Annotated in this window: 18 protein-coding genes; 15 read left to right on the top strand and 3 right to left on the bottom strand. The window is 50.4% G+C overall.

The genetic code is table 11. The features are described from left to right. Window positions 1-209: 209 nt before the first annotated feature. From galU to ATY27_RS15805, 11 genes are all read left to right on the top strand, one after another. On the top strand, window positions 210-1,148 hold the full coding sequence (gene galU / locus ATY27_RS15855) for a UTP--glucose-1-phosphate uridylyltransferase GalU (protein ID WP_208931582.1): 939 nt from the start codon (window positions 210-212) through the stop codon (window positions 1,146-1,148). A gap of 3 nt (window positions 1,149-1,151) precedes the next feature. Next, entirely contained in the window at window positions 1,152-2,492 is a 1,341-nt protein-coding gene (locus ATY27_RS15850) for a UDP-glucose/GDP-mannose dehydrogenase family protein (RefSeq protein ID WP_208931581.1), read from the top strand. 103 nt (window positions 2,493-2,595) lie between these two features. Beyond that, window positions 2,596-3,618, top strand: coding sequence for an NAD-dependent epimerase (locus tag ATY27_RS15845; protein WP_208931580.1), 1,023 nt, complete (start codon window positions 2,596-2,598; stop codon window positions 3,616-3,618). A 44-nt stretch (window positions 3,619-3,662) separates the two neighbouring features. Beyond that, on the top strand, window positions 3,663-4,844 hold the full coding sequence (locus ATY27_RS15840; protein WP_208931579.1) for a hypothetical protein: 1,182 nt from the start codon (window positions 3,663-3,665) through the stop codon (window positions 4,842-4,844). Next, window positions 4,841-6,004 (top strand): hypothetical protein, encoded by a 1,164-nt coding sequence (locus ATY27_RS15835; RefSeq protein ID WP_208931578.1) that lies wholly within the window; start codon window positions 4,841-4,843, stop codon window positions 6,002-6,004. Before ATY27_RS15840 ends, ATY27_RS15835 begins: the two co-directional genes overlap by 4 nt. 6 nt (window positions 6,005-6,010) lie before the next feature. Beyond that, on the top strand, window positions 6,011-6,442 hold the full coding sequence (locus ATY27_RS15830) for a serine O-acetyltransferase (protein ID WP_208931577.1): 432 nt from the start codon (window positions 6,011-6,013) through the stop codon (window positions 6,440-6,442). A 5-nt stretch (window positions 6,443-6,447) separates the two neighbouring features. After that, window positions 6,448-7,638: a phenylacetate--CoA ligase family protein gene (locus tag ATY27_RS15825; RefSeq protein WP_208931576.1), complete on the top strand. Its 1,191-nt coding sequence runs from the start codon at window positions 6,448-6,450 to the stop codon at window positions 7,636-7,638. After that, on the top strand, window positions 7,625-8,698 hold the full coding sequence (locus ATY27_RS15820; protein WP_208931575.1) for a glycosyltransferase family 4 protein: 1,074 nt from the start codon (window positions 7,625-7,627) through the stop codon (window positions 8,696-8,698). The genes ATY27_RS15825 and ATY27_RS15820 overlap by 14 nt, the downstream gene beginning before the upstream one ends. Next, on the top strand, window positions 8,691-9,914 hold the full coding sequence (locus ATY27_RS15815; protein ID WP_208931574.1) for a hypothetical protein: 1,224 nt from the start codon (window positions 8,691-8,693) through the stop codon (window positions 9,912-9,914). Before ATY27_RS15820 ends, ATY27_RS15815 begins: the two co-directional genes overlap by 8 nt. 4 nt (window positions 9,915-9,918) lie before the next feature. Further along, on the top strand, window positions 9,919-10,650 hold the full coding sequence (locus ATY27_RS15810) for a WecB/TagA/CpsF family glycosyltransferase (protein ID WP_279614564.1): 732 nt from the start codon (window positions 9,919-9,921) through the stop codon (window positions 10,648-10,650). A 134-nt stretch (window positions 10,651-10,784) separates the two neighbouring features. Next, the gene (locus ATY27_RS15805; protein ID WP_208931572.1) at window positions 10,785-11,174 is read left to right on the top strand and encodes a hypothetical protein; all 390 of its coding nucleotides are present in this window, start codon (window positions 10,785-10,787) and stop codon (window positions 11,172-11,174) included. A 36-nt stretch (window positions 11,175-11,210) separates the two neighbouring features. On the opposite strand, the gene ATY27_RS15800 is transcribed toward ATY27_RS15805, so the two are convergent. Then, on the bottom strand, window positions 11,211-12,245 hold the full coding sequence (locus ATY27_RS15800; protein WP_208931571.1) for an acyltransferase family protein: 1,035 nt from the start codon (window positions 12,243-12,245) through the stop codon (window positions 11,211-11,213). A 142-nt stretch (window positions 12,246-12,387) separates the two neighbouring features. Here ATY27_RS15800 and ATY27_RS15795 point away from each other — a divergent pair, with 142 nt between their 5' ends. Together ATY27_RS15795 and ATY27_RS15790 are read left to right on the top strand one after the other, a co-directional pair. Next, window positions 12,388-13,638 carry a hypothetical protein gene (locus ATY27_RS15795; protein WP_208931570.1) on the top strand — a complete coding sequence of 417 codons (1,251 nt, stop codon included), beginning with the start codon at window positions 12,388-12,390 and terminating at the stop codon, window positions 13,636-13,638. Window positions 13,639-13,675: 37 nt separating this feature from the next. Next, on the top strand, window positions 13,676-16,852 hold the full coding sequence (locus ATY27_RS15790) for a glycosyltransferase (protein ID WP_208931569.1): 3,177 nt from the start codon (window positions 13,676-13,678) through the stop codon (window positions 16,850-16,852). Between the two features lie 88 nt (window positions 16,853-16,940). Here the strand turns inward: ATY27_RS15790 and ATY27_RS15785 are convergent, their stop codons facing one another. Both ATY27_RS15785 and ATY27_RS15780 read right to left on the bottom strand, forming a co-directional pair. Continuing rightward, on the bottom strand, window positions 16,941-17,735 hold the full coding sequence (locus ATY27_RS15785; protein ID WP_208933520.1) for a DUF642 domain-containing protein: 795 nt from the start codon (window positions 17,733-17,735) through the stop codon (window positions 16,941-16,943). Between the two features lie 228 nt (window positions 17,736-17,963). Then, window positions 17,964-18,866, bottom strand: a complete 903-nt coding sequence (locus ATY27_RS15780) for a hypothetical protein (RefSeq protein ID WP_208931568.1) — start codon at window positions 18,864-18,866, stop codon at window positions 17,964-17,966. Between the two features lie 188 nt (window positions 18,867-19,054). On the opposite strand from ATY27_RS15780, the gene ATY27_RS15775 reads away from it, so the two are divergent. Then, the gene (locus tag ATY27_RS15775; RefSeq protein WP_208931567.1) at window positions 19,055-20,455 is read left to right on the top strand and encodes an undecaprenyl-phosphate glucose phosphotransferase; all 1,401 of its coding nucleotides are present in this window, start codon (window positions 19,055-19,057) and stop codon (window positions 20,453-20,455) included. Window positions 20,456-20,471: 16 nt separating this feature from the next. Then, window positions 20,472-21,698: an outer membrane beta-barrel protein gene (locus ATY27_RS15770; protein WP_208931566.1), complete on the top strand. Its 1,227-nt coding sequence runs from the start codon at window positions 20,472-20,474 to the stop codon at window positions 21,696-21,698. The last annotated feature ends 3 nt before the right edge of the window (window positions 21,699-21,701 follow it).

Genomic DNA, 21,701 nt, shown 5'->3' with positions numbered 1-21,701 from the left:
CGCTGTTCACATTTAAAGTGTAACGGCAGTTGATTCGATTGCGTGGCACTGGCAAAAACGGTATAAAACGGCGACATTCAGGCAAGTAAACACTGCTGTTTTGCAGCCGGTTGACCGTGGTGTTTGTTGTCGTTTCTGCTGCAGATCAGCCAGAGGCTAGACTGCTTGCCCGCACTTGACCTTATTTAAACCGGACAGATGAGTCGCACATGGAACCTAAACTCGTAAGAAAGGCCGCTGCGCCTGTGGTCTCTGATCGCGCTGTAACCCGTGCGGTGATCCCGGTGGCAGGTCTTGGCACCCGGATGTTGCCTGCGACCAAAGCGATGCCAAAAGAAATGCTGCCAATAGTCGACAAGCCGCTGATCCAATATGTGGTGCAGGAAGCGGTGGCCGCTGGCATCACCGAAATCGTACTGGTCACGCACTCGTCGAAAAACAGCATTGAAAACCATTTTGATACTTCATTTGAGCTTGAAGCCACGCTGGAACGGCGGGTGAAACGGCAGTTACTCGACGAAGTGCGCAATATCACGCCAAAAAATGTCACCATCATTTCTGTGCGTCAGCCGCATGCCTTAGGGCTGGGGCATGCGATTTTATGCGCGCGGCCGGTGGTGCGGAACCATCCATTTGCCGTGTTGCTTCCAGACGTCATCATCGATCAGTACCGGGCCAATCTGAAAAAAGACAATCTGGCCGAAATGATCAAACGCTATGAACAAACCGGTCACAGCCAGATCATGGTTGAACCTGTGCCGGCTGCGCTGGTGAATCAGTACGGTGTGGTTGATTTAGGTGGCCAGAGCCTCAGCGAAGGCCAGAGTGTCGCGGTCAGCGATATGGTGGAAAAACCAGATATTGACGAAGCGCCGAGCAACTTCGCCATTACCGGTCGTTATGTGTTGTCGCCGACGATTTGGGATCTGCTGGAATATACACCGCCTGGGGCTGGTGATGAGATTCAGCTGACAGACGGTTTACATCAGTTACGGTTGCTCGAAACCATCGAAGCTTATCACCTGAAGGGCAAGTCCCACGACTGTGGCAGCAAGATTGGGTATGCACTGGCCAATGCCGAATACGCACTGCGCGCTTCATTCGGCGCTGAATTTAAAGAAAAACTGCTGCAATTGCTGAAGGATTAAGCTGTGAAAGTAACAATCTTCGGAACGGGTTATGTTGGGCTGGTCACCGGGACTTGCCTGGCGGACATGGGACACCATGTGATGTGCGTCGACATCGACGAGCAAAAGATTACCAATTTGCGCAATGGCGTGATCCCCATTTATGAACCCGGCCTCGAAAGTCTGGTGAAATCCAATGTGGCCAACGGCCAGCTGTGTTTTACCGCTAATGCCGAAGAAGGCGTGGCGCATGCTGAAATTCAGTTTATCGCCGTTGGCACGCCACCGGACGAAGACGGTTCCGCCGATTTAAAATACGTGCTGGCGGTGGCGCGCAGTATTGCCAGCCATATGCAAAGTCACAAAGTTATTGTGAACAAATCCACAGTGCCGGTCGGTACCGCAGATAAAGTCAGCGCTTTGGTCAGCCAGGTGCTGGCGGCGCGCTCTTCGACGCTAGGTTTTGATGTGGTATCAAACCCGGAGTTTTTAAAAGAAGGTGCGGCAGTCAACGACTGCATGAAGCCGGACCGTATCGTGATCGGCAGCCAGTCGGCCCATGCCATCAGCGTAATGAAAGAGTTGTATGCGCCATTTAACCGTAATCACGACCGGATGATTGTGATGGACGTACGCTCCAGCGAGCTGACCAAATACGCCGCCAACTGTATGCTGGCGACTAAAATCAGTTTTATGAATGAAATGGCCAACCTCGCTGAACGGCTCGGTGCTGACATCGAACAAGTCCGGCTGGGTATCGGCTCGGATCCGCGCATTGGTTATCACTTTATTTATCCTGGTTGTGGCTACGGCGGCAGTTGTTTCCCCAAAGACGTGCAGGCATTGATCCAAACCGCCGACAGCATCGGCTTTGATTCTGCCATTTTAAAAGCGGTCGAAACCATTAACGAGCGGCAAAAGTCGGTGCTGGTTAACCGGGTGCAACAGCATTTTGGTGCTGATTTACAGGGCAAAACTTTTGCGCTATGGGGCCTGAGCTTTAAACCAAATACTGACGATATGCGCGAAGCGCCGGCGCGGGTAGTGATGGAGGCCTTGTGGCTGGCTGGTGCCAAAGTGCAGGCGTTTGACCCGGAAGCGATGGAAGAAACCCAGCGCATTTATGGCCAGCGCGCTGATTTAGTGTTGTGTGGCACTAAAGAAGCAGCGTTAAAAGACGCCGATGCTTTGATTATCTGCACCGAATGGAAAAACTTCCGCGCCCCGGATTTTGACAGCCTGAAACAGACCTTACGCCACGCGGTGATTTTTGACGGCCGCAATCTGTATGATCCGGATGTGGTGCGCCGTTATGGCTTTACCTATTACGCCATCGGCCGCGGCGACAGTATCAAAACTTATTGACGCGAAGGGCCTGTGCGCTGCACAGTTGCACACAAGACAGATACGATAAAGCCTGCCTGCGCAGGCTTTATGTTTAGATGGATCTGACTACAAGGATCTGACCATGAAGTTTTTGGTAACAGGCGCTGCCGGTTTTATTGGCAGCAAAGTCGCAGAAGAGCTGGCGCTGCAGGGCCACCAGGTTGTTGGCATCGACAACCTGAATGACTATTACGATCCGGCGTTAAAACAAGCCAGGCTTGAGCGCATTGCCGCGCGTCTGGCTGAGACCGGCCAGCAGTCGTGTTTTCGGTTTATCCGCCTTGATATCGCCGATCGCCAGGCGATGGCGGACTTATTTGCCACTGAGCAGTTCGAGCGCGTGATCCATCTGGCGGCACAGGCCGGTGTGCGCTATTCCATCGATAATCCAATGGCTTATGTTGATTCCAACTTAGTCGGCATGATGACAGTGCTGGAAGGTTGCCGTCACAATAAAGTGCAGCATCTGGTGTATGCCAGCTCCAGCTCGGTGTATGGCAATCAGCAAAAAGTGCCATTTAGCGAGACCGATCCGGTCGACACGCCAATCTCGCTATACGCGGCCACGAAGAAAGCCAATGAGCTGATGGCGCATACTTATAGCCATTTATATCAGTTACCGACCACTGGTCTGCGTTTCTTTACCGTGTATGGTCCCTGGGGCCGGCCAGATATGGCACCGTGGAAATTTACCAAAGCCATTCTCGAAGGCAAAACCATCGACGTCTACAACCACGGCCAACTGCAACGCGATTTCACCTATATCGACGATATCGTCGAAGGGGTGCTGCGCATTCAGGACCAGGTACCAGGCAGCACGCACTACCCAACACAGCTTGCCGACAATCCGCATTACGCCATCTACAACATCGGCAATAACCAACCTGTTGCATTAGAAGACTTTATCGCCGCGATAGAACAAGCCGCAGGCGTCAAAGCACAGAAGGACTATCTGCCCATGCAGGCGGGGGATGTGTATCAGACTTATGCGGATGTGGCTTCACTGAATAAATTGGTAGGTTTTAAACCGAAAACTGCTCTAAATACTGGTATGGCGCAATTTGTCGGCTGGTTTAAAAGACAAATTGTCTCTGATTTTTTATGAGTTCTGTTTGGCGGGTTCATTAGATAAGGCTGAGGTGATATTTGTTGAAAGGTGATAAATTTAACTTCGCAACTTTTTTTGTTTATCTTGGAATCGCATCTTTAATCATCAAATTATTGATATCTCCGAATTTTGATGATGTTGAAGGTGATGTTTATGAAGATAAAAGCATATCTTACATTTGTGATTTTGTGATTTTGTGTTGTTGTTTTTTTAATGTAAGACTGGTTCATAAGAATTTTTATTTTATTTTCCAAATGTTTTTTATTTTGCTCTTTACGTTCACTATTGCGACCGTTGCTGCCGACGGAAATATTCTAGATTCATTAAAGAGTCTTCTTAGGCTATTTATACCACTTTTGTTTTTTAGTGTTGTATGCTCATATTTTTATCATCGCAGATCAGATTTGATTGTTGTGTGTAAGGTTCTTCTTGTTATTATCGTTACATTAACTATCGTGGGCCTAGCACTACTGCCGCCATCGGTAAATAGATTCCAGGGCGATAATGATGGGCTTTGGTGGCCGGCATATTTCAATGGTGTTCACACAACAACTTATATTGTTATTGCCGCCTGCTTTATCGTTTTTTCTATGTATAGGATTGGTGCAGTTTCGCGCGCCTTTGCAATTATCTCAATGCTCGTGAGTTTCTTTGCGGTTGCGTTTGGTTGGGGGGTTAGAACTACCACGCTCTCAATGATTGTATTGGTTTTAACTAGCCTGTTCTACAGTTATGTTGCTCATAGTTATTACGGGAAAAGTTCTGTCAAAGTTTCTCTTGTACTGATATCGATACTATATGGATATCTAATTTTTGATTGGGATACGGTCAATGCATTGTCATCCGGTCGATTGAGTATGTATGAATTTAAATACTACCAATTAATGGACAATAGCCTTATAAGTTGGCTAATAGGAAATGGAGCAGGTAGCGATCTGGTCGAAACGGATTTCTGGTGGTGGGAGGCTAAAGGCGCACATAGCGACGTAATTACCTTTTTAGTTGAAGGTGGAATTGTGTTTTTTATAGCATTTATTTTCATGCTTAAAAATCTGTCCTTGCTGGTTCCCGACGATTCCGGTCGTTCAATTGTGCTTGCTCTTTTTGTTACAAGTTTATTTAGTAACGGTTTTTTTGTAAGACCGTTGGCGCTGTATTTTGTTTTGTTCTCCATAGCGTTGCTTTATGTAAAAGAAGATTTGCGTTCAAGAGTTGTATCATGATAAGTGACACAATTGAAAATAAATTCTATGTATTTTTTTCTGCATCATTTTCAGGTGGCTTCAAGATAATTGCAGTTTCACTTATAACCTATTTATTCTCTAGTGAAATCGTTGTTGATTTTAACACGGCTTATTTTATTGTAATGCTATGTGTGTCATTTGGTGTAATACCATTGGCTTCATTGATGACAACAAAAGATTTTTCACTGTCGATTGTGGGTAAATTTTTCTGGTTATTTATTTTATCTACCTTTTCGTGTGCATTACTTTATTTGTTTGCTAATTTACTTGATTTTAGCATCAACATCCAAAACATATACTTATATGCTTGCGTGATTTTGTTGGGGGCGTATGAGATTGTGCGTAGAGAACTATCGAATAATTCATTTTTTAAGAAAATATTCCAAGGCGGTATGCTTTCTGTAGCGTTTTTTTTGCCCATTTTTTTTGTTAAAGATTTAGCTTTTTTTTCAGCTCAAGTGATTTTGCTGTTTTTTTCAATGTGCTTTACGTTGCCAGTTATTTTTGGATTGTTTCAACAGTCTGCGTCTGCAAGTATATGTGGAGGGGGGAGTGCAAAGGAGTTTCTTAAAAATTACGGGGCGGCATCAGTTTCAAATGCGACTTCAACTTTAGTGTCTTTTTTGTTGCCACTATTACTGATTTACTTGTTAAAAGGTGATGTTTCCCACTATTTAGGATTGGTCTTCTCCTTAGCTTCTTTTTTTATGCTCATTCCAAGATTTATGGCAGAAAAAAATATACCAGCAATGAGGCGTGGCGGAGATTTCAGAGCTATATCAATGGGGGCTTTTAAGGTCACGTTTCTATATTTTATTTTTTTAGCTGGGACTTCTTTTGTAGCATTTTACTTCTCTGCTATTGGAGATAATTACCTGCTCTACTTTTTGCTTTTTTTATCGTTGCAAATAACGCAGCTCTCACTCCCATTTTCTAACGTGCTGATGGTGAAGGGGAATTTTAGAGATCTTTTAAATATAAATATATGTGGTATTACGCCATTTTTATTTCTTCCTTTAGCAATTGCTTCAAATTTTGACGGTGTTTTTCTAAGTTATTTAACTGTATTTTTGTATATTTTTAGTAATGTATTGAAAGTTATTTTGAGTTGGCGCTGTTGTCATTTGATAAATAATTGAGGGTGTATGCATCTTTATCGTATCGGTAACTTTCTGTATCAGAAGAAAATACCAGCGCTTCCTAATCTATTTAACCTTTTGATTAGGATAATCCATAATTGTGCGGTGTATTCCGAAACATCAATTGGCGAAGGAACCGTGTTTGGCTATGGTGGTATTGGAGTAGTGATTCACAAGAGAGCAGTGATCGGCAAAAACTGTATTATTGGTTCAAATGTCACCATTGGCGGTCGTTCTAGAAGCCGCGATGTGCCCTTAATAGGCGACAATGTCTATATTGCTACCGGCGCGAAAATTCTTGGTGCAATAAAAATTGGCAACAATGTTGTTATTGGAGCCAACGCGGTCGTTATTCAGGATGTTCCGGATAATTGTGTAGTCGCAGGTGTTCCGGCGAAGGTAATAAAAGAGAATATTAATCCGCAGGATTACTACTGAGAGTTATGTTTGTGAAAGATTTTTTGTGGTTGCTGTTCAAAGAGAACCTGCTGATTAATTGGGTTTACCGGCATTTACTAGGTTCTGTATTTCCGGTGTTGCAGCAGCAGGTTCCTGCCTGCGACCTGTCGAATAAGGACACTTATAAAACTACCAAGTTGAAAAAACCAATGTTCTCTGTGACTGGTTATACCAGTGGCACCACCAATCAACCGATGACAGTTTATCGTTCAGTAAAGTCTATTTTACTGGAAGAATATATGGTGAAGACTTTTCTGGCCCTTCATCGGGTACAGTTAAAGGCTAAAATTGCAGTGCTGCGTGGTGATATGATCAAAGCCAGCACCGATAACACCCCACCTTTTTGGCGATTTGCACCTTTTACAGGCCGTGTATTTTTTTCGTCATTTCATTTATCACCAGAGAATGTTCCGGCCTATTTGCAGCAACTGTCGAAGGAAAAGCCAGATATCATCATGGCTTATCCTAGTTCAATTACATTTTTAGCTAAGCAGGCCAAATTACTTGGCTGGGTGCCTGATTGGCCTTTTTCAGGCGTTTTTACCAGTAGCGAAACTTTTACTCCGGAAAACCAGCAAATTTGCCGTGAAGTCTTTGGCAAGGTATTTGATCATTATGGCCAGGCAGAGCGGGTTGCCGCACTCCAGCAATGTGCCTTTGGCCATTACCATGTCAGAGAAGACTATTCGGTGGTTGAATTTGTTGACGACGAGCACGGTACCAAAATTGTTGGAACTAATGCGCATAACAGTGCGATGCCACTTCGACGTTATGACACCGGTGATTATGTGGAAGGACTAAACAAGCTGGGAAATTGTCCTTGTGGCAATCATTCTCCTTATGTAACCCGCATCCTTGGGCGGGATGATGATTATCTGATTCTGACAGATGGGCGCCATATCGGTCGGATGGACGTTGCATTTAAGGGGGTTGAAGGTTTGCTTGAATGTCAGCTGGTCCAGACCGATGGCAAGACTCTGGAGGTCCATTTTGTCACTCAGCCCGGTTATTCCAATAGCCAGTTGGAACAAGATTTGGCGGCTGTGTTGCAACAACGATTAGGCGACAATCTTCAGCTGAAATTTATTCAACAACTTTCAATAGCCAGAACTAAGGCTGGTAAATTCCGCTCTGTCATTCGTCTTAATGTCGGGAATTCAAGTGTCAGTAACTAATCGCGTGAATGTGATGATTTCGACTGACCCGGCGGGTCAGGGGGGGGTTGCGTCGGTGGTGAAGTCCATGCTGGCGGATTCTTTTTCTGCAGACTGGCAAATTCGCCATATTGTTAGCCATCGAGCAGGCTCGAAGCTCTCGATGATATGGATACTTCTACTGGCACTTTGCAAGCTGACGTTGCTGCGCTTATTGCATAAGCCAGGCATTGCGCATATTCATCTCGCATCGCGTGGTAGTTTTACTCGTAAATATATTATTGGATGCTGGGCAAGTAGGCTGGGGTTTAAGATAATTCTTCATTTACATGGCGGAGAGTTTGATCAGTTCTATCAAAGAGAATGTTCTTCAGCGAAACGACTTAAAGTGAGTTATCTGTTTGAAAAAGCTAGAACAGTGGTCGTGTTGGGCGACAAATGGAGAACATGGGTAGTCAGTACTTTCCCTCAAACTCGGGACGTTCAAATAATATACAACTCTGGGCCGGGAGTTGTGAAATGTCATCAAGTGGAGGCCCGATCGGGAATCGTTTTTTTAGGCAAGTTGGCAGACAGTAAAGGTGTGCCCGACTTGATTAAGTCATTTTCTGCGGTAATTAAAGAATTTCCTGAAGTAAAGCTTATTTTGGGCGGCGAAGGCAAAGTCTCTGAATATAACCAACTCGCCAGCTCACTTGCAGTTGATTCGAATATCACTTTTGCAGGCTGGATAGAGCCAGATGAGAAATTTGCTCTTTTGAGTTCGGCTGCAGTGTTTGTATTGCCCAGCTACAACGAAGGTTTTCCAATCAGCATTTTGGAAGCAATGGCTTGTGGTTGCACCATTATCGCAACTGATGTTGGAGGAATACCGGAAGCCATTAGTCATGATGTTGAAGGAATATTAGTTGCTCCTGGAGCAATTTCCGCGTTGTCAGATGCGATCATCAAAATTCTTGATGACCCTGTTTATGCAAACAAATTGTCTGACAATGCCAAACACAAGTACGACATGTACTTCAGTAGTCAGGCAATTATGCCGCTCTGGCAGCAACTCTATACGGAAATTTCAAATGACTGAAACGCCAGTACAATCAGAGTCCGTTTCGGCTATTTGTACAGTGCGGCAGGCGTTACTCCAACACGCCAAAGCCAGTGATTTTGCCGGCTATGACCCGTTTGACGGGCTCAACAGCCGCTTGTTTACCTGGTTGCCGGCGCTGAAAAAAGGCTTGTTTGGTTTGGCGTGGATCCAGCTGCATAAACGTTCGCCTGTTAACTTCCGCCCTTTGTGTGGTATTCCGAAAAGCCGTAATCCTAAAGGGGTTGCCTTGTTTATCCTTGGGATGCTGGAAGATTATCGCCGTACTGGTGATGAAAATCTGTTGGCGCAGTGTGCGGAGTTGGCGGACTGGCTCCTGACGCAACAAAGTGATAAAACGCAATGGTCACATAGCTGCTGGGGTTATCATTTTGACTGGAATGCCCGCGCGTTTTTTGTGCCCAAAGGCAAGCCGAATGTGATCACCACAATCTATGTGGCGCAGGCGCTTTATGCGTTGAGTCAGCTGTCGGCGCGGCCAGCGAACTGGCAGCAATACCGCGATGTGGCGTTTGATGCGGCGCACTTTATCGTCAACAGCCTTTATACCGAACATGACGGCCGGGCTTTTTTTGCCTACATCCCCGGTGAAACTGCTTTTGTTCATAATGCCAGCTTGTGGGGCGCGGCCTGGGTGGCTGTGGTGGCCAGTCAGACGGCTAATCAACAATATGCCGATTTGGCGTTGCAGGTGGCCTGGCAAAGCGTGCGGGAACAAGGGCAGGACGGTAGCTGGGTATATGGTGCACGGCATCACCACCAGTTTATTGATGGCTTTCATACCGGTTATAACCTTGAGGCGCTGCAGATGATCGGCCAGGCGTTACAGACCGATGAATTTGCCGATGCGATAACGCAAGGTCTGCAATTTTACAAAACCGAATTATTTGAAGCCGATGGTACCGCCAGGTATTACCACAATAATCGTTACCCGCTGGATATGCATTCGGTGGCGCAGGCCGTGTTTACGTTGTGTCGGGTCGGCGGCACACCAGACGATTTTGCGCTGGCGGATAAAGTGATCCAATGGTCGTTGCGTGAGTTGTATCTGCCGGCGTCTGGCCAGTTTTACTATCAGAAACAACCAGGCTTTAGTAATAAAATCAACTATATCCGTTGGACTCAGGCCTGGGTCTATTATGCATTTGCCTATTTTGGCCGCGTCAGCCCAATCCAGCCGGAACCCAAGGAATAACAGCATGCAAAGTATCCGCTTTCTGCATACCGACATGCACACTGCGTCGATGGCGCAAACGGTGGCGCTGATTGAGCAGCGGCTGGAAGCACGGCAATTTACCCAGCATGTCGTGGTGAACGTCGCCAAACTGGTGCATATGCAAACTGATATCGAGCTCGCGGATTCAGTCAAAAGCTGCGACATCGTCAACATCGATGGCATGGGCGTAGTCTGGGGAGCGCGTTTTTGTGGTCATCAGGTACCAGAGCGCGTGGCTGGGGTGGATTTGTTTTATCAGCTGCTGGCGCTCAGTAACCGCAATGCTTATCCGGTGTATTTGCTTGGCGCGACGGCTGAAGTCGTCGAAAAGACGGCCGAAGTGGTCCAGGCGCAGAATCCAGGAATCAAAATCGCCGGTTATCATCATGGGTATTTCTGGGACGACGAACAGGCGGTGGTGGATGCGATCCGCGCATCTGGTGCCCGGTTGTTATTTGTCGCGATCACCTCGCCTAAAAAAGAAAATTTTATCAATCAATGGCGCGAGCAGCTCGGCGTCGATTTTGTCATGGGTGTTGGCGGTACTTTTGATGTGGTGGCCGGTAAGGTCCGCCGTGCGCCTGTGTGGATGCAAAACGCCGGGCTGGAATGGTTTTACCGGGTGTTGCAGGAGCCTGGCCGGATGTGGCAGCGGTATCTGCTAACCAACAGCCAATTTGCTTGGTTATTACTGAAAGAAAAATTCAGGCGTTGATCCGATGGAACTTACATCAAACAATAGCAGTTTGCTGGCTACGGAGTTGTTATGTCGCGTTGGCCGTACATGTACAGTGGCCTGTATCGATATACCGGCAAGTATTTGTTGGAGATCCCGGAAAAGTCCGTCTGATGATTAAACTTGGCCTGCGTTTGTCGATGCTATTGGCGTTATTTGCCATGCTGTTGTTGATCCTGGCGCTTTATCTGCCACACACGGCGATGCAGGCAAAACAGCTTGAACGCGCCCTGGGTGGCGATGCAGTATTGCATGTCGTGGTCGGTGCTTTATTGCCGCTGACTTTGGGTATTCTGCTCAGGATCTACCGGTTGCCGTGGCGGCGGCAGATCATCTATTGGTGTGGTTGTCTGCTGTTGTTTGCCCTGGATGAACTGGCGCAAGGCTTGTCGCCGCTACGTGCACCTGCCGCGACCGATTTTGCTTTATCCACATTGGGTTGGCTAATTAGCGGTAGTGGCTGGGCGCTGTGGCTCATTGTTCGCCGCCGGCTGCGCTCTTAGCAGTACAAGTTGTTGCAGTGAGCACTTAGCTTGAGCTCAGCGTTGGTGTTGCTGCCAGCTGCGTTTCGTGTATTGATAACACAAACAAAGGCCTAAACTTGCACCCAACACCAGGCTGACCTGCAACAGCAGTTGGCCGGCATAAGGCAACGTCAGTGGCACTCCGGCTTGTGCCAGTTGTTGGCGGCCAAATTCGGTCAGATCTAAAAACAGTGGGTGAGCGCAATAGATGCCAAGGCTATGCCGGCGAATGGCTTGCAGCAGGCGACTGCGCAGCGGCGGTAATGGTTGCAGCAGTTGCCATAACAGCAGCGCAGACAGCAGAACCGGCAGACTCATGCGGTGGTAACTGTAATAAAAGGGTTCGCTGAGGCCGGCTTCACGCTGCCAATAATACAGCAGCGCGCTGGCACTGATCAGCAGCAGTAAAGCTGCACCGTACAGCAGCGGAGATCTGGCTGCAGCAGCTTGCTGCGGCCGGGTCAGCCAGGCGCCTAATAGCAGATAAGGCAGATAGCCAATTGCCCACAGCGGCCAGGGCGGTTCCGGCAGCGCCAGCAGAAAATACAAGCCATGCAGGCTTTGTTGCAGGATCACGGCCAGCCAACAAAACTGCGTTTGTTGGGACGGTGTCAGCTGTTGCCAGAAATTTCGCAGCAGAGGTAGCAGCAGGTAAACACCAGCCAGCATATAAATAAACCACAGATGAAAATACGGTGTGCCGGCCAGTAGTTGGTTCACCGCGGTCTCAAGGCCATAAGGTTGATGTTTGACTTGCGCTTTCAGCGCGCTCCACAGCAGGTAAAATAGGCTCCACAGCAATAACGGCAGCGCTAATTTGTGCAGGCGGTTGTGATAAAACTGCGTGGCAGTCTGATGGCTGCGGTTGAGCAGTAGGGCGCCGCTTAGCATTAAAAACAGCGGCACGCCAGCGCGGCAGGCGGTATCCAGCACATTGGCCAGCCACCAGTCGGGGCCGCCCGGCGGCAACCGGTTCACGCCATTCGCGGCGGTATGCAGTAATACTATTGCGACAGTTGCAAAGAGCCTGATAGCATCAAAATTCGGCATAACGCATGTAGGATCAAATGGATAAGTTCGCACTGAGCCTAACACAAGCCATGACAGCCGACGAGTGGCCGCTGCAGTTTCTATTGCACGGCGCTGCAGCAGAAGCCTGGCAGTTGCTTGCATTGTCGGGCGATCACTGTTGATGTTGCGGTTATTGCACGGCATCGCCGGCACCGCTACTGCACAGGCTGCGCTGGCCTTTGTCACGGCGTTACAGGCGTTTTTATTACTGCACAGCGCGGCTGACGGTGCCAACGATGTGAACAGTGTGCTGGCTTTTGGTCAGTTCAGTCTGACGTTATTGTGGCTTGGCTCGGCGTTGTCATTGAGTTCCGCGTTATTTGGTGCACCGCTGTTGATCCGGCAGACCCGGCGCGCCAGCGCATTGTTCTGGCAGTTGCAGCTGTATTTTGCCGTTGGCTGCGCTCTGCTGAGCGCTTTGTTGCTGTGGCTCTGGCAGGCGCCACTGGTGGCGCAAATTGGCTTTGCGCTGGCGCATGGCCTCGCATTAGCCCGCAGTCTGTTAAAACAACTGCAGCAACAACGGCACCAGTTTCGCCGGGTTGCCCTGCAGGATTTGAGCTATGCCACGCTGGTTTGCATGCTGACGCTGTGGCTGTTTGTCAGCGAAAGGTTGACGTTGTCTGCGCTGGGCTGGTTAAACGCACTGGTGCTGGCGGGGCTGCTGCTGTGTGATCGGCAACTGATCCGGCAATTGCAGCGGTTGGCGTCGCAGCGCTGGCACCGGGCTTTGTGGTGGCGGGCCTGGCAACAGCAAGGCAAAGCTGCCTGTGCTGGCGTGCTGGCCGTTGAACTGCTGGCGAATAGTTATCTGTATTTGCTTGGCGCCTGGCATGGCGCAGCAGCAGTGGCGCCGGTTGCTGCGGCCGCTTTATTGTTCCGTCCGGTTGCTGTGCTGTTGCAGGGGATGCAGCAGCAGTGGCGGCCACAGTTGCGACAAGCGGTAGTCACAGGCGGGGTGAACGCCCCGATGCTACAAAGGATGCAACGGTTAAATCTGGCTGCAGTGCTGGCGAATGTGTTGCTGGCGGCATTGTTGTTAGGCTGTTGGCCAGCGCTGATCTGGCCGGCGGGTGTTAATCAGCCGTTTCTGTTGCTCTGCTTGCTGATGGCGATCCTCACCGCGCTCCGCGCGGCGCGCCAGACGCCGGTGTTGGTGTTGCAGGCAGAAGACAGGTTTGCCGCACTGGCACGGGCGCAGTGGCCATTTGCGGCAGGCACTGCGGCTCTGGTGTTGTTGTTGCTGACGAGTGGCCATGTATCGGAGACGCAGTCATACCGGCTGTTGTTGTTATTAATTGTCGCTGAAGCAGGTCTGTATCTGCGATTACAGCGGCTTTGTGTCAATAAGCCGGAGGCAGCGAAAGCCTGATGCACACTGTCTTCATTTTACTGCAGATCTCACGCTGATGTCGGCCGCCACCCTGGTCGTTTTAATGTGTAGCTACAACCGTCAAGCACGGACGCTGGCGGCGCTTGGCGCTTTATTTGCGCAGCAGGTACCGGCGCCTTATCAGCTGCAGGTGTTTCTGCTTGACGATGGCAGCAGCGACGGCACGGCCGACGCAGTCACCACCTTATATCCGCAAGTGTGTTTACTGCACGGTAATGGCCAGTTGTACTGGAATGGCGCTATGCGTCTGGCCTGGCAACACGCGCTGACAAAGTTTCCCGATGCTTCCGCCTTTGTCTGGCTGAACGATGATGTCTTGCTCGATGACGACGCGCTGCTGCGGTTGGTGCAGGCATGGCAATTGGCCACGCGCCAAAATGATAAGCCGGTCGGCGCTGTGGTCGGCGCGATGCGCGAGCCTGGCACCGTGCGGCTGTCGTATGGCGGCAGATGTCGTCACAGCGTTTTGCAGCCACTGCGCCAAAGCCCCGTGCTGGCGGCTTCCGATCAGTTGCAGCGCTGCGATTTTATTAACGGCAACTGGTGTCTGATCCCAGCCGATGTGGTGGCCCAGATTGGTATCTTAAGCCCACAGTTTACCCATAGCATGGGCGATTACGATTATGGTCTGCGCGCGTTGCAGGCAGGTTTCCAGCTCTATCAGGCGCCCGGCAGTTTTGGCGAATGCGCAGTGAACAGTGGCCGCGGTGGAGTGTTAGATGCGGCGCTGCCGATGGCGCAGCGTCTGCAAATGCTGAACCGGCCGAATCGCTGGCCGCCGGCCGAAGAATGGCGTGGGTTTGTTCGGACGCATGGTGGCCCGCTGCGCGGACTGAGTCAGCTCAGAGTCTTATTGCGGCAATATTGTCCGCGTTTATTTTTATGGCTGCGACAACGCCATTTTCCGCCAGTAGCTGCAGCGGCGCCGCAGTTGTTGCCAAGGCGGCAGGTGGTTATCGTGCAACAGGTACTGAAGCAATACCGGGTGGCTTATTTTGATCAGCTGGCGGCGGCGCTGGCGCAGCAGCAGATTGAGCTCACGGTGTTGTTTGGTGTGGCAGACGGCGCTGAGGCACAAAAAGGCGATAATATCAGCGTGGCGCCGGCAGCGCATTATCAGGCAATCAGCGTTAAAAAGTTTGGGCCTTGGGTCTGGCAATGGCATGAAGTGCTGGAGCAGGCCGATGTGGTGATTGTCGAGCAGGCGAACCGGCATCTGCTGAATTATTGGCTGCTGTGGCGCCGGAAACGCCGCGATTTTCGTCTGGTGTTTTGGGGCCATGGTTATGATCATCAGGCGAACAACACTTTACGCGCGCGCTGGAAGCAGTTCTGGCTGAGACGCTGCGACCATTTTCTGGCGTATACCGCGGCTGTGGGCGATTGGCTTGTGGCGCACGGCATGCCAGCAGCACAAATCACGGTGTTGAATAACAGTCTGGATACCAAACCGTTACTGGCGCTGCCTGATCCGGTGTCGGAGGTTAGTCCCCGGCCTCTGGTGTTGTTATATTGCGGCGCTTTGTACCCGGCAAAACAACTGCCATTGCTGCTGCAAAGCTGTGCCGCGCTGTATCAGGCGCAGGTCATAAGCCAGTTAATTGTGCTCGGTGATGGGCCGCAGCGTGACCTGCTGGTGCAAACTGCGGCCAGCGCGCCCTGGCTGGATTATCGTGGTGCTTGTTTTGGCGCGGACAAAGTTCAGGCCTATCAGGCGGCAGATCTGGTGCTGAATCCCGGCCTGACCGGACTTGCGATCCTCGACGCTTTTTCCGCTGGCTTGCCTTATCTGACGACCCAACAACCTGATCACAGCCCGGAGATCAGTTATCTGCAGCATGGCTATAACGGCTATCTGCTGGCGGCCGAAGTAACGGCGATTGTTACCGCAGTGACCAGACTGCAGCAGGATCCGGAACTGCTGCAGCAGTTAGGTCAACAGGCCCGATACACTGCTGGCTTGTATAGTCTGGATAACATGGTTGCTGCGGCCAGTCAGGCGATCCTTAGCCAGTTACCGGCGCTGGCTGACCGGCAGTATCGGTTATTGCATCAGGCCTATCGGCAACAAGGTGGTGAGGATCAGGTGGTGGCGCGGGAGCAAGCGTTGTTCGCTTCGAATGGCGTTGCTCTGTCTGCTGTGGTCCGGCAAACACCACCAGCGCTTAGCGTTGTGGCTCAGCTCAGAGCTGTTGCCGGCTGGTTTGGTCTGTCGGTTGATACCGCGCCGTTGCTGGGGTTAAGTCGCGGCGATGTACTGCTGGTGCATAATCTGTTTCCGCTGTTATCGCCATTTTTGCTAAGCGCCGCCCGCCGGCGCGGGATCCGGACTGTGTTGTATCTGCATAATTTCCGCTTGCTGACACCGGCGGCCAGTCTGTTGCCGGGCGAAAGTGCGCGGGCGCCGGGCTGGTCTCTGCTGCTGCAGCAGTGGCGCCAGCCCGGCCGGCCGGAAGGGCGGGTCGTCAGTGTGCTGTTGGCGTTGGCGCTGTGGTGGCAATATCGATGTCAGGTATGGCAGCAAGCGGATGTGCTGGTGTGTCCGTCAGAATTTGTCCGTAAGCAATTTCAGGCGGCCGGTGTCGCAGCGGCAAAGCTGCTGGTTAAACCGCATTATGCAGCGGCCCCCGGGCAGTGGCTGGGAGTCACTCAAGCGCCGGCAGAAACGCCGGTGCCGCCTTTTATCTTGTTTGTGGGCCGCGCTGAACCCGCCAAAGGCCTGCCATTTTTATTACAGATTTGGCGCGACGTGCCGGGGTTGCCCGAACTATGGGTAGCGGGCGCCGGCACTGAGCAACTGGCGCCTGTGCCGGGTGTCCGGGTGCTTGGGCGACAAGATCAGAGCGCGCTGGGCCGGCTCTATCAGCAAGCCTGTCTGGTTGTTGTGCCTTCAATGGTGGCGGAAACTTTTGGCAACGTAGTGACTGAAGCTTATGCCTATGGTACCCCAGTCTTGGTCGCCAATAGTGGCGCATTGGCGGAACTGGTACAGCCAGCTGTGACTGGCCTCATGTTCCAAACTGGTGATCGCGCTGATTTTCTGGCGAAACTGCAACAGTTGCTGGCCGAACCGCAAACTACAGCGCGGATGGGAGAGCAGGCGCGGCAACGCTATCAGCAGCTTTATAGCAGCGCTGCGCAAAGGCGTTTCTATCACGTGTTTCCGCAAAGCGATGAAGCAGCTGATCGATAAAAGGGGGGCGTGTTATCACGATAAAAAAAGCCGCCAGATTCAGGCGGCTTTTTGTGTCAGTCAGAGCCAGGCGGGTTGTCGTGAGTGCTTAGGCCTGACGACGACGCAGCGCGATACCGGTTAAACCCAAACCTAATAACAGCACTGTGGCCGGGACCGGGACTTCCTTCAGCGCTACGTTATCCAGGTTGGCACCTTGTTTGTTGCCGTTGGTGCTGGTCAGACCGTTCCATTTCCATTCTTTGTCACCGGCGGCGCCAAAACCAACAGTCATATTGGTTGACGTCGCGACCAGCTTCACTTTGTATTCGACCCAACCGCTGTGGTTAGCCAACGAAGTGTCAACAGTCGACACTTTAAAGTCCGCATAAGTTGGCAGATTGTCAGTTGGCAGCCAGAACACGTTCATGGTGTTGTCATTGGCGGCGTTGGTACGGCTGTGATACCAGAAACTCAGTTCATAGCTCTTGCCGATTTTAAGGCCTGTCAGGTTTTGTGAAATACCGGCGTTGGATTGATTAGAGATTTGGCCGTTGACGACGTTGAAGTGGGTGTCCAGCTCGACGAAGTTATTGCCATCCTGTGCATTAAAACCAACGATTTGGCCGTTGACGTCATATTGCACGCCGCTGATTGACAGCTCGACCTGGTCGCCGTACAGGCTGTTCCAACCTGGCAGGGTGGCAAAGATACCCCATTTATCACTGGCGGCAAGTTGATCGTAAGTTCTTGATTGATATTGAAAACCAGCGTGCTGGTAGAATTTTGACATGTCGGATGGCTTGGTTTCAAAACTGCCGTTTTGGATCAGCGCGGCATGTGCAGCGGAAGTACCGATGAGAGCGAACAGAGCAACAGCTCCTGCAAAAAACTGCTTAGACATTTTAACTCCTGATGACCTGGCACTTGCATTCTTCCGTGTAATGCATGTCTCATGCCACAACGCAAGGTGTTGAATTTCAAAGGATTTAATTCTTAATTTACATGTCGTGTAAAATAAACAGACAGTAAATCAGTTAGTTAAATCACACTCTTTAGCTATCAATCTGATTATATTCTAACGATAAAAGTGCTTCTGGCAAAAGGCTTTTCGTTTAAATTTGTATCAATGTCACTTGGCCGCGCGCAGTTGCGCTAATGCAGTTTCTACGAGCTGTTCCCGCCACAGCCGGGCCGGTGAATGTTGGCTTTGTTCCTGGCTCAGCCAGATTTGTCCATCGCGTGCACAAATGCCTTCCAGTTGACCAGCTTCGGGCAACGGGATGACAAGCTGCAACTGAAACTGGCGATCCGTCACGGCAACAAAAGCATTAAACTCACTGTGTAAGGCAAACTGCAGCAGGTTGTGCTGATAATTCTGATAGCCGGTCAGCACAAATTGTGCGGTATCGGGTAAATATACCGCATCAGTCACCAGTCCCGGCAGACCGGCAATTTGCGCCTGCGCAGTCAGGACCTGCAGGTCGGGTGCCTGTGTGTCCAGCTGATAGACCTGACTGATACCGCTGTCCCAGCTTTTACTGAACAGCCACAAACTGCCGTCGGCATAAGCCAGCGCTTCAGCGTCAAAATCGTGCCGGTACGGCTCGGGAGCCGTGGCCGGATAGCTGGCAAAACGGTAGGACAGGCTGGGCAAAACTTCGACTTTGGCCTGGTCAGGTGCGTAATGTAGTCGGTGAATGAAACCGTTACTGCGTTGCCCGCGATTATTACCACTGTCGGCGATATAGAGCTGATCGCCGTCAGCAGCCAGCGCTTCCCAGTCGATGTTGTCCAGCGCCAGTGGCAGTCTAGTCAGCCGCAGTGCGCCATCCAATCGCTGCAGCTCAGCGCTGTTGCCGGAATCATTGACTGAAATAAATCCATCGGCTGTGCAAACCAGGCCTGATGTTTCCCGGCTCTCGGCCGGTAACAGGCCGGTGTCAGCTGTCGGCTCTGCAGTGGGAACGGTATGGCAGCCGCTTGTCAGCACAGTGGCAACGATAAAAACAATCCGCTTTAACAGACCAGGCATTGCGATCCTCAATAAGTAGATTAGAAAAAACTGTATGTTGTTGATGTTACCACGACAAAATGCCGTTCATTTACAAAGCGCAACATTGCGTGGCTCCGGGGTTATCAGTAGAATGCCATGAGTCGCTGATTTTCTAAACGAAACAAGGGGCCAGTGGTGCTGTTTCAAATATTTCAGGGAAATGTTGTTTGAAGAAGTCCAGTCCAATCGAAGTCAGCGGAAGCGGTTATGCCGCTCTTTATCGTTTCATTGATTACGCCATCCTGATGTTTGTGTTGTTATTGAGCTGTTTTTTGTACGGCGTCAGTTTCGACAAAAACTATCTGATCTTATTACTCGCTGAAGTCCTATTGTTTTCTTACCTGGCTGAGGGTATGTCGCTGTACCGTTCCTGGCGCTTATCCGCATTTCGTCAGATGATCCGGCGTGCGGTTGCGGTGCTGGTTATTTCCTTTGCTATTCAGCTTATCTCATTGTTTTTATTAAAAGTCGGTGCCAGTTATTCACGGGTGATCATGACGGCGTGGTTCAGTGGTTCCATCTTATTGATGGTGGGCTGGCGACTGGCGCAGCGCATTGTGCGCAAAGTACAGCTGGAACGTGGCATCCACCTGCAGAAAGTTGCGGTTGTTGGCCTGACAGCCCGCGGTATACAGCTGAGCCAGCAGTTTACCGAGGAACGTGAACTCGGATTTGAATGTATCGGATTTTTTGACGACCGGGACGCCGCGCGGATGCCGGAAGAGTATCAGCATCTGCTGCTCGGTACCGTGAACGACGCAGTGATGCGCGGTCAGCATGGCGAGTTTTCCCGCTTATATATTTGTCTGCCGATGCACGCGGAAGCGCGGATCCAGCATATTGTCAGTCAATTGGGTGATACTACGCTCGACGTCTATCTGGTGCCGGACATGCTGACCTTAAAAATGATGCAGGGGCGCCTCAGTACGGTCGGTGATATTGATACCATCAGTGTGTTTGAGTCCCCGCATTTAGGGCTGCAGAGTCACTTCAAACGCACTTTTGATGTGCTGTTCAGTGCCGCCGCGTTAGTGTTGCTGAGTCCTTTGTTGATATTACTGGCCTGTGGCGTCAAGCTGACCTCGCGCGGACCCGTGTTATTCCGTCAGGATCGCTATGGTCTGGATGGCAAAAAAATTGGTGTACTGAAGTTTCGCAGTATGAAAGTACAGGAAAATGCCGAATTGGTGGTGCAGGCCACCCGTAACGATCCGCGCGTCACCTGGTTTGGCGCCTGGTTACGACGTACTTCACTCGATGAGTTACCGCAATTTATCAACGTGTTGCATGGCGAAATGTCGGTTGTTGGGCCAAGACCGCACGCGGTGGCACACAATGAACAATACCGTAATCAAGTGGCGTTTTATATGCTGCGACACAAAGTTAAACCGGGTATTACTGGCTGGGCCCAGGTCAATGGCTGGCGCGGTGAAACCGATACCCTGGATAAAATGGCAAAAAGAGTGGAGTTTGATCTGTATTACATCCGCCATTGGTCTTTGTGGTTTGATATCAAAATTATCGTCAGAACAATTTTTAAAGGGTTTAGTGGCAAACATGTGTATTAACAAGGGAAGCAATGACATGGGTAAGCTGAAGTTAACGCACCTGACAGGGATGCTGTTTTGTGGGGTCGTTAGCGTGGCTCAGGCGCAGGAACCGGAAGGGATGATTCGTACCGAATCCGGTATAGATTTGATCCCTGGACTGGTGACTTCGTTGCGCCATGATGACAACGTGATCCGGGATAAACAGAAAAGCGTGTCGAGCTGGCTCAGTACGATTGCACCGTCATTAAAAGCCAATCTGGTCGACGGTGTGAACAGCTATACACTGAGCAGCGCACTGCGTAACGGCAAATATTTCAGCAGTAGTGCGGATAATTACACCGACGGATATCTGGATGCCGAAGCCCGTTTATCGCCAGGCAGCGCGCATCAGCTGAAATTTAAAGGCACTGGCAGCTGGCTGCATGAAGATCGCGGCACCGGGGTGTCAGAAGGTCGTGGTTTAGTGCAGGACGAAGTGACGCGCTACAACAGTCAGAACGGTGAAGTCGAATATGAATATGGCAACCCGGGTTCTACCGGCAAACTGCGCGCCAACGCGCGGTATTATGCTAAAGACTACGACAATTTCCGTGATGTGACGCAATATCGTGACCACGATTTACGTCAGCTCGGTGGCGGTTTTGTCTATCAGACCGGCGGGGCCTTTAAGCTGGTGGCGGAAATCGCGAGTGCAGACATTAACTTCAAGTCAGTTGATTTAAGTGGTGCGCGTGATAATCAGGACACCAACTACCGCCTCGGGACTGAATGGGAATTGAGTGCTATCACCACCGGGATCCTGAAGCTGGGTTACCAGAAAAAAGACTTTGAACTGGACCAGCGGGAAAATTTCAGTGGTTTTGCCTGGGAAACTATCGTGCAGTGGCAGCCATTGACCTATTCAGGTTTTGATTTGGCCGCTGGCCGGCGGGCCAAAGACGTCGATGCGTTGAATATTAACTCGGACTATATTGTCGAAACCAGTTACAGCATCGGCTGGAACCACCAGTGGTCCGAAACCCTGACGTCAAAACTGGCGTATGAATATCAAACCGACGCTTACAACCTGCTGCAGACCAGTGCGAATAGTTTGCTTCGCCGCCAAGATACGAATAAGGTGATCACTGCAGAATTAACCGCAAAACCAAAGCGTTGGTTGCAGATCACCGGTTTTATCAATCTGGAAGATCGCAGTTCTACCTTGGGTATCATTGAGTTTGACCGTACTGTCTATGGTGTTGAATTCAAAGTGACGTTGTAAGGA

The organism is Rheinheimera sp. F8, assembly GCF_001518915.1.
Note: the sequence above shows the minus strand (reverse complement) of the source record. Positions and strands in the feature narration are given on the sequence as shown.

Excerpts from the sequence above, each read along its gene's own strand:
- ATY27_RS15800 (WP_208931571.1), bottom strand. The coding sequence starts at position 12,245 with ATGCCGAATTTTGATGCTATCAGGCTCTTTGCAACTGTCGCAATAGTA.
- ATY27_RS15830 (WP_208931577.1), top strand. The coding sequence starts at position 6,011 with ATGCATCTTTATCGTATCGGTAACTTTCTGTATCAGAAGAAAATACCA.
- galU (WP_208931582.1), top strand. The coding sequence starts at position 210 with ATGGAACCTAAACTCGTAAGAAAGGCCGCTGCGCCTGTGGTCTCTGAT.
- ATY27_RS15810 (WP_279614564.1), top strand. The coding sequence starts at position 9,919 with ATGCAAAGTATCCGCTTTCTGCATACCGACATGCACACTGCGTCGATG.
- ATY27_RS15825 (WP_208931576.1), top strand. The coding sequence starts at position 6,448 with ATGTTTGTGAAAGATTTTTTGTGGTTGCTGTTCAAAGAGAACCTGCTG.
- ATY27_RS15780 (WP_208931568.1), bottom strand. The coding sequence starts at position 18,866 with ATGCCTGGTCTGTTAAAGCGGATTGTTTTTATCGTTGCCACTGTGCTG.
- ATY27_RS15845 (WP_208931580.1), top strand. The coding sequence starts at position 2,596 with ATGAAGTTTTTGGTAACAGGCGCTGCCGGTTTTATTGGCAGCAAAGTC.
- ATY27_RS15785 (WP_208933520.1), bottom strand. The coding sequence starts at position 17,735 with ATGTCTAAGCAGTTTTTTGCAGGAGCTGTTGCTCTGTTCGCTCTCATC.
- ATY27_RS15815 (WP_208931574.1), top strand. The coding sequence starts at position 8,691 with ATGACTGAAACGCCAGTACAATCAGAGTCCGTTTCGGCTATTTGTACA.
- ATY27_RS15770 (WP_208931566.1), top strand. The coding sequence starts at position 20,472 with ATGGGTAAGCTGAAGTTAACGCACCTGACAGGGATGCTGTTTTGTGGG.
- ATY27_RS15795 (WP_208931570.1), top strand. The coding sequence starts at position 12,388 with ATGTTGCGGTTATTGCACGGCATCGCCGGCACCGCTACTGCACAGGCT.
- ATY27_RS15805 (WP_208931572.1), top strand. The coding sequence starts at position 10,785 with ATGATTAAACTTGGCCTGCGTTTGTCGATGCTATTGGCGTTATTTGCC.
- ATY27_RS15790 (WP_208931569.1), top strand. The coding sequence starts at position 13,676 with ATGTCGGCCGCCACCCTGGTCGTTTTAATGTGTAGCTACAACCGTCAA.
- ATY27_RS15835 (WP_208931578.1), top strand. The coding sequence starts at position 4,841 with ATGATAAGTGACACAATTGAAAATAAATTCTATGTATTTTTTTCTGCA.